Below are 15,528 nucleotides of genomic sequence, written 5' to 3' on the forward strand. Positions count from 1 at the left end.
TTGAGAGAAAACTTGGCGAAATCAGCGCCAAAGAAAAATCTACAAAAAAGTTGCTCAAAAAAAATGAAGAGATTCTAAAAGAGATAAAAGAGATAAAGATGGATAAGATGGCTCAGACATTTGCAAAGATGAAAGCCGCAAGCGCTGCTAACGTGCTCTCAGAAATGGATATAGAAGAAGCGGCATCCATACTGTCGTCCCTAAAACCTGCTACTATAGGAACTATTTTAAGCAAAATGGATGCACAAAAAGCCTCTGAACTGACATTAATATTGGCAAAATAATCTACCTTAAGAATTATTGGTTAGAATCTTCCTCTCTGACAATTAAGTACTAAAGAGTTTTTTAAATGTTAAGCAATGCAAACTGCGCTACTTCATACTCTTATGCTTCTCTGCATGGACAATAATATTTATAGTTTATCTATCCCGCCGATAATAATCTATCTTCTACTTATTGATAAATTCTATGCTTATGTTATAGCAATTTTAACCATTGTTCTTGGCTAGGTACCTCTGTACGGCTCATGAAACATATATAACTATCTGCTAAGAAACCAGTTTCAGGTATATCACGATTATCTTACCAATATAAAAGAGGCGGATATCGCCATGTATGAGGTAAAATCGAAGGAAAGAGACGGAGAGATAACACTAAGGTACCAGCCGCAGATGAGTATAAACAGTGAAGTTACATGGTGTGAAGTTCTTGCTAGACGGTACGATGAACAGCTGGGAGATGTAGCGCAGAAAATAGAAAAATAAAATATAAGATTTGCGCCAAAATAACTTTTTTCTAATCGTAAACTAACCTTACTTATTGTAAAATATCCAAATTTATTTAATACATATAAGGTTCATCGATGAAAATATCACTTAAAACTATACCTCATATAGCCAATAAGATTGCAATTGATTTAAATAAGAGTGGTGTTGTTACGATGACAAAGGGTCTTGAGCCTATCGCACAAGAAGCCGAGAAGATATTGATGCATGATGCAAAGCAAGAGATGGAGCTTGAAGAGAAGACTCATGAGATATGTGAAGAAAATGAAGAACAGATAGAGTTTAATCTTGTAGATGAGAGACAACTCTTTTTTATGATTAAGAAAAAATTGGCTCCTGAGTTTGGCGTAATTTTGAATTATGAAGAGCGCTACTCAGATATTTCTCATAAGATATTGGATGAGCTTTACGAAGAGGATTTGATTCACTTCGATGTAACTGAGAACCGCATAAAAAATATTATATATAATTCGATTACATCTTTTATAGCAGAAGCGTCAGAGCTTGATAACTCAATTACGGATAAAATCAGAACGTACAAAAAAAGATATATCCCAGGAACTGATGAATTTGATATTTTGTATGAAAAACTTTATAAAGAAGAGATGATAAAAAGAGGCATGGAGTAGATGAGTATGAAAGTAGTTAAGAAAGCTTGGATTTATCTTGAAAACGGAACTTTTTTAGAAGCTAACAGCTTTGGTGCGGAGGATACTGTAGTGGGAGAGATAGTTTTTAACGTCTCCATGAGCGGATATCAGGAGATTATGTCTGACCCCTCATATGCAGGACAGTTTGTAACGTTTACAGCGCCCGAGATAGGAAATGTAGGCGTCAACTCTCAGGATATGGAGAGCAAAGCGGCTCATGCAAAAGGTATGATAGTTAGAAAATACCAGAAGAGATACTCTAACTTTAGAGCAGAGGGCTCACTTGCAGACTTTTTAAAAGAGCAAAACGTAATGGGAATTTGCGATATCGATACAAGATATTTAACTAAGATGCTTAGATGCGAAGGCGCTATGATGATGATAGCTTCTACAGAGATTAGCGATAAAGCTGAGTTAAAAAAGATTTTAGAAAACAGCCCAAGAATAGAAGATGTCAACTATATAGAGCAGGTTAGCACAAAAACTCCTTACAGACACATTCAATCTGTATATAATGAAAGAGCGTTTGAATATAACACAGCGCCAAAGTCCGAAGCAAATATAGTAGTTTTAGATTTTGGTGTAAAGACCAACATATTAAACGAGCTTGTTGGCGCAAAAATGAGTGTTGAGGTTATTCCTAATAACTTTAGCGCCGATGATCTTATAAATAGATATAACAACAAAGAGATTGACGGCGTATTTTTGTCAAATGGACCTGGCGATCCTCTTGTTCTTAAGGATGAGCAGCGTGAAATTAAAAAACTAATTGCTGCAAAAATTCCTATGTTTGGAATCTGCTTGGGTCACCAGCTTCTCTCAATAGCTCACGGATATGATACATTTAAACTTAAATTCGGTCACCATGGCGGAAATCAGCCTGTAAAAAATATAAAGACAGGGCTGGTTGAGATTACGGCTCAAAACCATAACTACAATGTTCCTGAGAATATTGTAGAGATTGCAGAAGTTACGCATGTAAATCTATTTGACAACACAATTGAGGGATTAAGATATAACAACTCCCCGATTTTCTCAGTTCAACACCATCCTGAGTCTAGCCCAGGACCAAAAGAGAGCAGATATATATTTAATGAGTTCTTCTCTTTAATAAAAAGATAAGGGCTCTCCCCCCCCAATTTTACGCCTTTCATATAACTATTTTTTGTTAATATAGTGTTAAAAGTAAACAAATAATTAACTCAATAGTTAAATTTGTCAAAATTTTGTCATTGATTAAGAATTCTTAAACATTTATACTGTTAGTATATCAATGTTAATTAGTTTAATAAATTTAGCTAAATTTAATTAGACATAATTGCTTTGAATCTTTAAGGAGGCTATATATGGAAAATCGTCCATTAGAGTACGACTATAGTGTTGCAAAAATGTTCATGTTCACAACAATCATTTTAGGGATTGTCGGCATGCTCATTGGCGTAATTTTGGCATTTCAACTTGCATTTCCAGGAGTTAATTTAATTCTTGGTGAGAGCTTGGCTGAATATACTAACTTTAGTCGTCTTCGTCCGCTGCATACTGATGCAGTTATTTTTGGTTTTACATTGAGTGGTATTTTTGCTACTTGGTATTATGTTGGTCAACGTGTATTAAAAGTGTCTATGGCGGAGTCAAAGTTTTTGATGGCTTTAGGCAAGATACACTTCTGGCTCTATTTAGTAGTTGTTGCCGTTGTTGTTGTTTCACTGCTTGCAGGAGTTACTTCATCAAAAGAGTATGCAGAATTTGAGTGGCCAATCGATATCGCTGTAGTAGTGGTATGGGTAACATTTGGTATGAGCATTTTTGGTCTTATCGGTATTCGCCGCGAGAAGTCGTTGTATATATCTATCTGGTACTATATTGCTACATTCTTAGGTATAGCTATGCTTTATCTTTTCAATAACATGGCTATTCCTACAATGTTGGGAACATCTGCCGCAGGTGAATCAGGTATAGGCGCATGGTATCATTCTGTTTCTATGTATGCAGGTACAAATGACGCCCTTGTTCAGTGGTGGTACGGTCACAATGCGGTTGCATTTGGTTTTACTGTTCCTATTGTTGCGATGATTTACTACTTTTTACCAAAAGAGTCTGGTCAGGCAATCTACTCATACAAGCTCTCTTTGCTCTCTTTTTGGGGATTAATGTTTGTTTATCTATGGGCAGGCGGACACCACTTACTCTACTCTACTGTTCCTGATTGGATGCAGACAATGGGCTCAATATTTTCCATAATATTGATTCTTCCATCTTGGGGTTCTGCTATCAATATGCTTCTTACAATGAAGGGTGAATGGCAACAAGTTGCTGCTTCTCCGCTTATTAAGTTTATGGTATTAGGTTCTACTTTCTATATGTTCTCAACACTAGAAGGTCCGATTCAAGCAATAAAATCAGTTAACGCGATAGCACACTTCACTGACTGGATTGTTGGTCACGTACATGACGGTGTTCTTGGTTGGGTTGGCTTTATGATTATGGCTGCGCTTTATCATATGGCTCCTCGTGTGTTTAAAAGAGAGATTTACTCTAAATCTTTAATGGCTGCACAATTCTGGATTCAAACATTGGGTGTTGTTCTATACTTCACATCTATGTGGATTGCAGGTATTACGCAGGGTATGATGTGGCGTGCACATGATGAGTTTGGTAATTTAGCATACTCATTTATTGATACGGTTACAGTTTTACATCCTTACTACACTATTCGTGGTGTCGGTGGTTTACTCTATTTAGTAGGTTTCTTAATGTTTGCGTATAACATTTATAAAACTATGTCTGCTCGCCCTGTTGAAGAGCGTGAGCTACAAAATTCATCGCCTATGGGCGCTTAATAGAAAGGATTTAATATGTTTCATTGGTTAGAAAAACATCCGTTCTTTTTTGCGGTAGGTGTATTCGTAACAATTGCTTTTGCAGGTTTGATAGAAATTCTTCCAAACTTTGCTCAACAATCTCGTCCGGTAATCGGTACGGCTCCATACTCTACTTTAGAGCTTGCAGGTCGTCACGTTTACATCAAGAACAGCTGTAATGCTTGCCATTCACAGTTAGTGCGCCCATTTAAGTCAGAGACTGACCGTTACGGTCATTACAGCTTAAGTGGTGAGTACGCATATGATAGACCATTTTTATGGGGTTCAAAAAGAACCGGACCTGACTTGATGCGTGTTGGTAACTATAGAACTACTGACTGGCATGAAAACCACATGAAAGATCCTGCTTCTGTTGTTCCGGGTTCGATTATGCCTGCTTACAGATGGATGTTTGCAAACAGTGCTGATATTGAAACTGCTTTTGCAGAGCAATTGACGATAGCACAGTTCTTCTCGGTTCCTTACAACCAGCCAGTACCTATGAGAGATGGCTCTAGTGCAGTTGTAAAGATGGGTGGTAGCGTATCAGATGCAAAAGCTCTAGCTCTAGAAGAAGCAAAAGCAGTTGCAGCTGACATGAAAGACCAAGATGTAAAAGATGCAGTTGCGCGCGGTGAGATTCCTGAGATAGTTGCACTTATTGCATACTTAAATAGTCTTAAGTAGAGGTTTATGGTGGATATTGCACAACTTCAGGCTTATGGATACTTTACATTAACTATCCTTCTAGTGATTGCGCTTTATGGTTATATATACCATTTGTACAGCACAAAAAAGGACGCAGATGGGGTTGACTACGAGAGTTATAGCGATATGGCACTTAAAGATGATCTAGGGGATACTCCGGTGTTACCTAGGTCTGATGACAAAGAGAAATAGGAGAGATATATGAATAAGCTTTATCTTGGGGGAATTATCTTTACCGCTTTGATGCTATTACTGACATATTTATCTGTCGGTGGTTCAAAGGGCGGTTTGAATGATGATATCGTCAATACACTTGCAATTACTGGGGCAGTGGCATTAGTTATTATTACTGTTTTCGTTGTAATTAAGTATGTTCGTCAAATGCAGGTAGATAGCGCAAGCGGTGAACTTGCAGATGAGAACTGGGATGGAATAGGTGAATATAAAAACAGCGTTCCTACAGGCTGGGCTGTTATGTTTTTGCTAACAATGGTATGGGGTATGTGGTATTTTACAATCGGTTATCCGGTAAACGCATATTCACAAATTGGTGAGTACAATGAAGATGTTGCGGCGCATAACACTAAATTTAAAGCGCAATATAAAGAGATTACAGGTGATAGACTTGTAGAGATGGGAGAGTCTGTTTTCTTGGCAGAGTGTAAAGTTTGTCACGGTATCAATGCAGACGGTATTGACGGAAAGGCAGCTAATCTAAACAGAAGAATAGATGCTGCTTCAGTTAAGCATGTACTTGAAAAAGGTTCAAACAACAAGCTTATCGGTATGGAAATGCCGATGCCTGATAGAAACGGCCTTTTTAACACAAATTCGGGTGCTTTGATTACGGATGCTGAGATAGATGTTATTTCTGCATATGTAGCAAACGGTATGAGCGGAGACGGTGCTGATATTTTTGCCGGTGCATGTTCAATGTGTCACGGAGCGGACGGTATGGGTATGGAGTTTGTTGCACCAAATATTGCAACATTTACACCTGCCCTTGTTAGCACTGTTCTTACACATGGGAAAAAAGGCTCTATAGGTGTTATGCCTAAGTTTGATAGACTTAACGACAAACAAAAAGAAGCTGTTGGTGCATATATCACCAGCATAAGCAAATAAGGAGTCAGGTATGAATGAGAACAGAAGCATATTTTCTCTTGATGGAATAACTGGCATGTTAATTGCAACCGTGTTGCTGCTTGCAATTTTGGCTGGATTGACAATTTGGAACATTAATGTTCAAAACACGAGCGCAACAAACTTTTACGATATTAAAGATGAGCACCTTATACAAATGAGAAGCGTTGATAACGCTAAACATTTGGTAGATGTTAAGTAAGGAGTATAGAATGGAAAAAATCATTGCATGGGGTCTTGTTATTATGGCTCTTTATACACTTTACGCGGTTTTAACGCCAAATCATCTTTATATCGGTTAGGGAATTTCATTGAAGTTTTCAAGAGGGCTTTTGGCCCTCATCCTCACACTATTTTTTAATGCTTCACTATCGGCACAATATTTATATAAAGATGAACTCATTTTCAATCCAGCATTTAATGCAGAAGTTGAAAAATTAGGGTTGGAGCTACATCAAAAAACAGGAATAGCTTTAAGACTTGTAATGGTTAAAGAGCTGCCAAATGGCATGAATATTGTAGAGTATGAGAATGAGCTGATGAAGGATTTTGACTCTCCTACAATCCTGCTTACATTTTCTGAGATGGACTCTAAGGTAGATATACTGGCTCATCCTGCCTCTTTATATGAATATTTTGATAAAAAACAGATATTAAGTCCTGTTGCTTCACCGGTTCAAGCATTTACAATGGCGCTCTTTTATAATGAGGGTTTCGACTCCTTTAAAGAGATAGCAAGCAGTTATGGTGGTACGATTATTCCTCTCTTGGCACAAAAGGCGAAAGAGGGTGAGGTTTTAGGAAAATACTCAGGTTCAATGTTTAACGGCTATGCTGACATTGCCGAGCAGATTGCCGATAGTAAGGGCATAGTGCTTGAAAATGCTGTGGGAAATGCAAATCAGAACAGTATTTTACTTGTAAAAGTGTTGTTCTACGGTTTTATTCTTTATGGTATATTTCTTTATATTAAAAGAAAAATATATTTAAGAAGAGAGAAAAATGAATCTAAGTAACGGCAGAATCTGGCCATATGCAATTGGCGCTTCAATCATCTTTATATTTGGTGCATGCGTTGCGACAATAATTGTAGCAAACACACTGCCTGTCGAGAAGAGCGACACCTATATGATGGATTATCATGATGCTAATGCGAAAGTAAACGATGTTCTAGAGGCAACGATTGAGTTTAATAAAAAGTATAAAGTAGAATATATTTTATCTGAGCTAAAATCGCAAGAGGGTGTTGTTAAATACAGAGTGAGCGACTTAAACTCAAATCCTGTAAATAACGCAGAGATAAAAATAGTAATAACTAGACCTAATAACCACAAGTTTGACCAAGAGTTGAGCAGTCCAAAGGTTGAAGATGGCGTCTATACCTTTGACTCAATTACCCTTGCTGTGGAGGGAAGATGGGATATTATGGCGAAGATAAATGTAGGTGAACTACATAGATTTTACAACATAAAAAGAGACACGCGGGAGATGAATGTAGTTGAATATTAGGCTATAATAAGCCTATGAATAACTCCATAATCGTCTTGCCATCGGCTCGTGCAGTGCGTCATGAGCAACTAAAAGTAGAGGGTGTCACTCTGTTTTTGCCAAACTTTACAACTATGAGCGATTTTGTCTCAAAGCTGTGCATAGTAAAAGATTTTAAAACGCTCGATGAAGACAGCAGAGTTTTGCTTCTCCTTGAAGCGAGCGATTTTAAAAATTTTAAAAACCTCCAAATCCAGCGAAATTTTTTCACATTTACAAAAAACTCATCATATATATTTAGATTTTTCGAAGAGCTAAGTGCGGAGATGTATGACATAAGAGCACTCGACACTTCGGATATCTACGGAGAGTATGAGGAGCATATAGCAATACTTCAAGAGTTATATGTGAGATATGAGCAGCTCTGCAGTGAGAAAAAAGTGCTTGATAAGATATTTCTGCCAAAACTCTACACTTTTAACGAAGAGTACGCAAAAAGCCATAAAAATATAGAGCTGCATGCAGAGGGACATCTTACAAATTTTGAACTCTTCCTATTAGAGAGATGCTGCGAATTTTGCAGTGTTGATATTATCTTTAGTGCAAGCAGATTTAACACCAAAATGCAAAAAAAGCTCTTGGAGTTGGGAATTGAACTCGAAGTTGGATACAGATATAAAATCTCATTAAATACAAAAACAATACTTCAAAAAGAGAGAATCATTGAGAACAAAAAAGTAACATGTGAATCTTTTAGCGAATCTGTTTTGCAGGTGGCATTTGTCAAAAAAAAGATATATGACTTTATCAAAAAAGGGTATGAGCCACAAAATATTGCGGTCATTCTGCCAGATGAGAATTTTGCAAATATATTAAAGAGTTTTGATACTAAATCAAACTTTAACTTTGCGATGGGCGAGCCCTTTAGCGCAACAAGACTCTACGAGAAACTAAATGCTACATGTAAGTTTATCGAGCAGGATTCCAAAGAGAATGAGGCAAGGCTTAAGCGTGTCGGTGACGAGCTTTACAAGGAGCTTTGTTCAATATACGGCAAGAAGAGCCAGAATGTAGATATCTTGGAGTTTTTAAACAGATACAAAGAGGGTTTTGCTTCCAAAAAAGAGCTAAAGATTTTTGAGGAGGAGCTTTATGGCTTTAAAAATATCCTCCCGTATATGAGAGATATGAGCGTGAAGTCACTTTTGTCTGTTTTTCTCCAAAGGCTCTCATCAAGAACTCTTGATGACGTAAGAGGCGGAAAGATAACCGTTATGGGTGTTTTGGAAACTCGTTCGGTAGAGTTTGACGCGGTGGTGATTGTTGATTTTAGCGACTCAAACGTTCCCAAAAAGAGCGATAAGGATATGTTTTTAAACACGCATGTAAGAGAGATGGCAAACCTACCGACTATGAGTGACAGGGAAAATCTTCAAAAGTATTATTATGAGATGCTGATAAACAAAAGCAAAGAAGTTGCAATATCGTTTGTAAAATCCAAAGAGAGCAGCGGGTCTAGGTTTTTAAAACAGCTGGCCATAAAAGAGCAAAACAGACACGATGAGGCGGATTACGCAGGAGTGCTTTTTGATCGAACTATTTGCGCAAAAATAGAAGAGGCTGATATCGTTTTGGAGTACAGCTTTAGGGATAAAACGCTCTCTGCTACAAAGCTGAAAACTTTTTTAACATGTAAGAGAAAATATTACTACAAATATGTCAAATATATCGAAAACCACGAGATTCCAAAAGATATGCCAAAAGAGCATGAGATTGGCTCTGCTGTGCATAGTGCGCTCAAAGAGCTCTATGCCCAGAGAAGCTTTTATGAGAGCGCAGGGGAGCTTAAGCGTGATTTGGATGCAGAGCTTAAAAATGCCTGCGGAGAGAGCGAGCTTGAAGAGTATCTTATGGCGATGCAAGCTAGACGCATGGAAGCTTTTTGCCAAAACGAGGTGAAGAGATTTGCCGAGGGATGGAGAGTGGAGCATTGCGAAACGAGCGTGCAGACTGAGTTCGCTGGAATGACGCTAAGCGGACAGATAGACAGGATGGACAAAAAAGGAAGCGAGATATATGTGCTTGACTATAAAACCGGCTCATATCCGCTCTACACTGAGAAAAATTTCACAGAGGCAACGGACTTTCAGCTGGAGTTTTACTATCTTCTGGCGCAAAAATTCGGCAATGTTGCGGGGTGCGGTTACTATGACCTCAAAGAGTCAAAAATAGTGGATGAGCCGTTTTTGCAAGAGAAGCTGGCACTATTAGGCGCACATGTAAAAGATTTGCTAAACATTGAAGATGTAAACTTCAGCAGATGTGAAGAGGCTAAGAACTGCCTTTTTTGCGAATATAAAATAATGTGTGGTAGAGAGTGACGGAGATTTTTTTGGCTTAAATATTAAGATGGTATAATAAACGAATATTCAATTTCATAAATTAAATGGAGAAGTATATCTTGAACCAAAAAAATTGTTACATAGATTTATTCTCAGGTTGTGGCGGTTTGGCATTAGGCTTACATAATGCTGGTTGGAAGGGTTTGTTTGCTGTTGAAAAAAGTAAAGATGCGTTCTCAACTTTAAAACATAACCTCATTGATAATAACTCAAATTTTGATTGGCCAGATTGGCTACCAAAACAAAACCATGACATTAACAATATTATTGAAGAGCATGAAGAAAAATTAAAATCATTAAGAGGAAAAATCTCCCTTGTAGCTGGTGGACCACCTTGTCAAGGCTTCTCAATGGCAGGAAGAAGAAGAGAAAAAGATGATAGAAATAAGCTTATAGATTCGTATATAAAATTTATAGAGCTTGTGCAACCACAAATTTTGTTTTTTGAAAATGTAAAAGGTTTTACTATTGGTTTTAAAAAAGGCAACGAAAGAGGTCAAGCCTATTCTGTTTATGTCGTGAAGAAATTACAAGAGCTAGGTTACAATGTATATGGAAAGATTGTTGATTTTTCTGAATACGGAGTGCCACAAAAAAGACAAAGATATATTTTAGTTGGTATGAAAAATGGAGAATCTAAAAAGTTTTTTGAAGCTATAACTCAAAATAGAGCAAAGTTTTTTAAATCAAAAAATTTAGAAAAAGATACGACATCCTTAAATGATGCTATATCAGATTTACTCCAATCAAACGGAACACAAGAATCACAAGATACGAAAAATTTTCAAGCAGGTGTCTATGCCAAAGCTACAAGCTCTTATCAAAAGCTGATGAGACAAAATAGACCTTTAACAAATCAGGTTGCAGATAGTCACAGGTTCGCAAAACACAAAGTAGAAACTGTAGAAAAATTTCAATATATTTTAGATAATGGCATAGCAAATAAAAATATATCTGATGACATAAAAGAGAAATACAACATGAAAAAAAGAACAGTTGTTCCACTCTGTAAAATTTCAGCCACACCGACACTTACAACCTTGCCAGACGATTACATCCACTACTGCGAACCACGAATTTTGACAGTAAGAGAATACGCAAGAATACAATCTTTCCCAGACAGTTACGAATTTAAAGGTGGTTACACAACAGGTGGTGAGCGAAGAAAAGTCGATGTTCCTAGATATACGCAAATTGGTAATGCGATTCCGCCTTTGTTTGCTGAACAGGCGGGAATTGTTTTGAAGGGTATGATTTAGATGAATAATGAATGGGAAAATGTATATTTTTTATCACATGTAAATATTAAAAACATTATAGGTAAAGAGCTTATCAATAATGATAATGTAGCAGTGATGGAACTTGTGAAAAATTCGTATGATGCTGGTGCCAAAGAAGTAACTGTTGAATTTAAAAACTTAAAAAATCAAGATAGAAAAATTCATGAAATCATAATTGCAGATGATGGCATTGGTATGTCTAAAGAAGACATATTGCATAAGTGGCTAAATCTTGCTTACTCCATAAAAAGAGTGCAAAATGCACAAAACAATAGACTTCAAGCTGGAAACAAAGGTATTGGTAGGTTTTCCTGTGATAGATTGGGCAAAAAATTAGATATTTATACAAAAAAAGATAATAAGGCTTATCATTTAAGAATAGATTGGGAAGATTTTGAGAATGTAGAAGATTATAATGTACAAATTAATCAAATTCCTATGAAGTTAAAAGAAGTGTCTGATGATGAGGTATATCAAGATACAGCTTATAAAATTGGTAAAAATGGGACAATAATACAAATGTCTTACTTGAGAACGAAATGGGTAAAATTTAAGGAAGATAGTCTATTTAACGAAGTTTTGAACTATCAAAAATTTGTTTCACTAAAATCAGCTTTAGAAAAATTAATAAATAAAAGTCAGGTTGAGAGCGATAACTTTAAAATTTTTCTTAAAGTACAAGAGATAGATGATATGGAAGAAGATTCTTATAATAAAAAAATAAATGGAGAGATAGAGAATAAGTTTTTTGAAAAGTTAGATTTTGATACAACATATATCCATTCTGCAATTAGTGAAGATGGTAAATACATAATTACAAAACTAAAAGATAGAGACAAAGTTATTTTTAAAACCATTGAAAAGAATATTGAATTTCCAGATTTGAAGGGTGTGAAAATAATTTTAACGTATCTTAATCCATATGGGAAGGTCTATTTTAAAAAACAAATGGGTATCAGGAGTGTCGATTTTGGTTCTATATATCTCTTTATAAATGGATTCAGAATACCACCTTATGGAGATATAAATAATGATTCTTTTGGTTTGGAAGTAAGGAAAAGTCAAGGCGTTCGTCGTAATATAGGCAATCGAGAAATTATCGGAAGAATAGAAATAGAGGATAGAATTGAACAGTACCCGATAATTTCAAGCAGAGAGGGGATTGTTCAGAATGAATCTTTTCGTCAGTTAATTCATCAGTCTACAAAATCTACAAAATCTCAAATTAAAAATAATGGTTTTTTTTACAAGACACTCAAAAGACTTGAAAAATATGTAGTGGAAGGACTCAAATGGGATAGTGCCCCAAGAACGATGACAGAAGCTACAATAGAAGAGATGATAAAACAAAAAAACTGGAATGTGGATAAAGAAGTCTATCTTATAAACAGAGAAGAAAAACTAAATAATATTAGTAAGAAAATTTTTCAAATAATGAATATTGATTCTACTGACATAGTAGATTTAGATATAAATGATGAAGTTTTATCACACTTGATTGAAAAAGACACTTTAAAAACCCAAAAAAATATCACACAATTTTTAAAAGATTTTAGCAAAGTTCCAAATTATGCTGTCAATGAAAAAACTAAACAATTTGTAAAAAAAGCAATTGAAAATATTGGGGATGAAACTTTATTGAAAAAAGTTGATTTTGTTCTAAATTATAAATTGAATAAAATTGATGCACTTTTTGATAAAGAGGAATCTTATAAACAATTAGATAAAAAAATAAAAATTTTAGAAAGTGAACAAGAAAATTTAATAAAAGAACTAGAACATAGTGAAGAAAAAAACAAAAATTTAAAGAAAGAAATAAAAAAAATAAACTTAGACTTAGAACAAAAAAAGAAACATAATGCTTTTCAAGGTTCTATATTAGGTACAGAAAAAAAGTATATTATGGGACTTCAACATCAAATTAAACATTCAACAAGTAGAATAATTAATAACTTACAATTGTTTTTAGAAGAGAAAGGCGTTGATAATTTAAACAATGATGAAAAATCTTTTTTGAAAGTTATTTCAATGGAATCTTCTAAAATTTTATCTATTGCTAACTTTATTACAAAAGCAAATTATAACTTACAAGCGAAAGAAGATGAAGAGGATATAGTCAATTTTATAAATCATTATATTAATGAAATTTATATTAATGAATCAAAAATCATTGATACAGATTTTGATGAAATAAGAGTCTTTACGAATGATATTGAATATAAATGTAAATATATACCTTTAGAAATTACAACAATAATTGATAACTTTATTACAAATGCTGAGAATGCAAAAGCAAAAAATATTTTTTTTGAATTTTTAAAAAATGATGAAGAATTATTAATAAAAATTCAGGACGATGGAAAAGGTATAAGTTCACATATCATTGATAAAATATTTGATTTTGGATTTACAACAACTGAAGGTTCTGGAATTGGATTGTATAATGTTAAATCTACAATAGAGAATATGAATGGTTCTATTTTTATAGAATCAAATGGTTCTAGCTTTTCTACTTTTTTAATAAGGATAAATAATGAACTTAGAGTATAAAATTCTTTGGCTTGATGACCATATTGAAGAGTTTATAGCAGATAGACATATTCAAAGAATAGAAAAATTCTTAGAAGAAGAAGGTTTTGAAGCCCAAATAGTACCAGTACAAATAATAAGTGATTTTTTTGAGAAATTAGATAATAGCTTTGATTTAATACTTACAGATTTTCATATGAAAGAAATGAATGGTGATGAAGTTGTAAAAAAAATTAGAAAAGAAGGGCATATTTTTACAGAAATTTTATTTTATACAGCTCAAGCTGATTTAACTAATACGGATAAGCTAGATAGAATATTATTTTTACAAACTACAAAAAATCATCATAAACAGGTTGTTGATAAAGTTAAGGATTTAATCAGTTTAACAATACAAAAATTTCATGATATTGTTGTTATGCGTGGAATGATAATGAATGAAACAAGTGATATGGATAATCAAAAGCTTGAAATGATTAAAAAATATATTAATAATTCAGATTCTGAAAAAACAAAAGATTTAAAACTAGATATTTTGAATCAAATTAACACAAGTTTTTCTGATAAGTTGAAATATGTTGACGGGGATTGGAAAACAAAAGACAATGGCTTGAAAAAATTAATGAAAGATTCTTTTGTATTTAGTGCTGATTATAAAATTAAAACACTCAGTTGGATTCTAAATGACTTGTCAGAAACAGATTTTTCACAAGAGTATCAAGATGAAATCATTAAGGTTAGGAATAAGTTTGCGCATGCAAAATTAGAAGAAGAAAAAGATGAAGCAGGAAAAGTGATAAGAAAATATTTTAAACATGGTGAAGATGGAATGACATTTGATGAGGCATTATGTAAAACCATTCGAACAAATATTAGAAAACATAAAGAGAATCTAAAAACTCTTCAGCAAAAATTTGATGAATAAACTCATTATCTACGGAGATATTCACGGCTGTTACGACGAATTAATATCTCTGCGTAAAAAAATAAATCCTCAAAAAGATGATGTAGAAGTATGTGTTGGAGATATTATCACAAAAGGGAAAGACTCTATCAAAACATTGCGATACATTCAAGAGCATAATATTAAATCAGTTCTTGGAAACCACGAAGATAAAATAATCAGATACCTTCAATATGAAAAACAAGCAAGTGAAAATCCAATAATACTTGATGAGGATGAGCAAAACATAGTGAATAATTTAAACTTAAAAGATATTGATTTTTTGATGAGTTTGCCATTATTTGTGAAGTATGAAAATATAACTATCTTACATGGCGGTTTAAAAAATAGTTATGATTTAGACAATTTAACTAAAAATGAAAAGTCAAAAATACTCAGAATGAGATACCTTGATCAAAATCAAAATTTTATAACTTTTGGGAAAGAAGATAAAGATTCTATTTTTTGGGCAGATTTGTATGATGGAAATCAAGGGTTCACTATCTATGGGCATCAGTGGTTTCAAGAAGCAAAAATCAATGAACATGCGATTGGTATTGATACTGGCTGTGCTTATGGCAATAAGTTAAGTGCTGTGATTTTTAAAGACAATAATTTTTATATTGAAAGCTTGAAAAGTTATATTTGTGAATGATTTGGTTTATGAAATTAAAACGCATATTATTAAGAGTTACGCATATGATAGTAAAGCTATCTAAGTTAAAAATAGAACTAAAGG

The 15,528-nt window shown here is 34.3% G+C and carries 16 protein-coding genes and 1 pseudogene; all 17 read left to right on the forward strand.

The features are described from left to right. A pseudogene (locus tag K0A91_RS05345) lies at positions 1–284 on the forward strand (PDP protein); the annotation flags it as partial. 75 nt (positions 285–359) lie between these two features. Next, complete coding sequence (locus tag K0A91_RS05350) at positions 360–509, forward strand: hypothetical protein (RefSeq protein ID WP_295008741.1); 150 nt, start codon at positions 360–362, stop codon at positions 507–509. A gap of 102 nt (positions 510–611) precedes the next feature. After that, positions 612–764: a hypothetical protein gene (locus K0A91_RS05355; protein WP_295008742.1), complete on the forward strand. Its 153-nt coding sequence runs from the start codon at positions 612–614 to the stop codon at positions 762–764. A 98-nt stretch (positions 765–862) separates the two neighbouring features. Further along, entirely contained in the window at positions 863–1,414 is a 552-nt protein-coding gene (locus K0A91_RS05360; protein WP_295008743.1) for a DUF507 family protein, read from the forward strand. After that, the gene (gene carA, locus K0A91_RS05365; RefSeq protein WP_295008744.1) at positions 1,415–2,557 is read left to right on the forward strand and encodes a glutamine-hydrolyzing carbamoyl-phosphate synthase small subunit; all 1,143 of its coding nucleotides are present in this window, start codon (positions 1,415–1,417) and stop codon (positions 2,555–2,557) included. A 224-nt stretch (positions 2,558–2,781) separates the two neighbouring features. Next, entirely contained in the window at positions 2,782–4,275 is a 1,494-nt protein-coding gene (gene ccoN, locus K0A91_RS05370; protein WP_295008745.1) for a cytochrome-c oxidase, cbb3-type subunit I, read from the forward strand. A 15-nt stretch (positions 4,276–4,290) separates the two neighbouring features. After that, complete coding sequence (ccoO, locus tag K0A91_RS05375) at positions 4,291–4,983, forward strand: cytochrome-c oxidase, cbb3-type subunit II (protein WP_295008747.1); 693 nt, start codon at positions 4,291–4,293, stop codon at positions 4,981–4,983. Positions 4,984–4,992: 9 nt separating this feature from the next. Continuing rightward, positions 4,993–5,196 carry a cytochrome c oxidase, cbb3-type, CcoQ subunit gene (locus tag K0A91_RS05380; RefSeq protein WP_295008749.1) on the forward strand — a complete coding sequence of 68 codons (204 nt, stop codon included), beginning with the start codon at positions 4,993–4,995 and terminating at the stop codon, positions 5,194–5,196. 9 nt (positions 5,197–5,205) lie between these two features. Continuing rightward, on the forward strand, positions 5,206–6,129 hold the full coding sequence (locus K0A91_RS05385) for a cbb3-type cytochrome c oxidase N-terminal domain-containing protein (RefSeq protein ID WP_295008752.1): 924 nt from the start codon (positions 5,206–5,208) through the stop codon (positions 6,127–6,129). A gap of 10 nt (positions 6,130–6,139) precedes the next feature. Continuing rightward, positions 6,140–6,349, forward strand: coding sequence for a DUF4006 family protein (locus K0A91_RS05390; protein ID WP_295008754.1), 210 nt, complete (start codon positions 6,140–6,142; stop codon positions 6,347–6,349). Positions 6,350–6,458: 109 nt separating this feature from the next. After that, positions 6,459–7,163, forward strand: coding sequence for a 3-dehydroquinate dehydratase (locus K0A91_RS05395; RefSeq protein ID WP_295008755.1), 705 nt, complete (start codon positions 6,459–6,461; stop codon positions 7,161–7,163). Further along, a complete protein-coding gene (locus K0A91_RS05400; protein ID WP_295008756.1) occupies positions 7,150–7,656 on the forward strand; it encodes a FixH family protein in 507 nt (168 codons plus the stop codon). The genes K0A91_RS05395 and K0A91_RS05400 overlap by 14 nt, the downstream gene beginning before the upstream one ends. Before the next feature lie 14 nt (positions 7,657–7,670). Next, positions 7,671–10,016 carry a PD-(D/E)XK nuclease family protein gene (locus K0A91_RS05405; RefSeq protein WP_295008757.1) on the forward strand — a complete coding sequence of 782 codons (2,346 nt, stop codon included), beginning with the start codon at positions 7,671–7,673 and terminating at the stop codon, positions 10,014–10,016. A gap of 80 nt (positions 10,017–10,096) precedes the next feature. Next, positions 10,097–11,296, forward strand: a complete 1,200-nt coding sequence (locus K0A91_RS05410) for a DNA cytosine methyltransferase (RefSeq protein WP_295008759.1) — start codon at positions 10,097–10,099, stop codon at positions 11,294–11,296. After that, on the forward strand, positions 11,297–13,867 hold the full coding sequence (locus K0A91_RS05415) for a sensor histidine kinase (protein ID WP_295008761.1): 2,571 nt from the start codon (positions 11,297–11,299) through the stop codon (positions 13,865–13,867). Beyond that, entirely contained in the window at positions 13,851–14,771 is a 921-nt protein-coding gene (locus K0A91_RS05420; protein ID WP_295008763.1) for a response regulator, read from the forward strand. The genes K0A91_RS05415 and K0A91_RS05420 overlap by 17 nt, the downstream gene beginning before the upstream one ends. Next, on the forward strand, positions 14,764–15,444 hold the full coding sequence (locus K0A91_RS05425; protein ID WP_295008765.1) for a metallophosphoesterase: 681 nt from the start codon (positions 14,764–14,766) through the stop codon (positions 15,442–15,444). The genes K0A91_RS05420 and K0A91_RS05425 overlap by 8 nt, the downstream gene beginning before the upstream one ends. The last annotated feature ends 84 nt before the right edge of the window (positions 15,445–15,528 follow it).

It is taken from the genome of Sulfurimonas sp. (genome assembly GCF_019429335.1).
Taxonomy (GTDB): domain Bacteria; phylum Campylobacterota; class Campylobacteria; order Campylobacterales; family Sulfurimonadaceae; genus Sulfurimonas.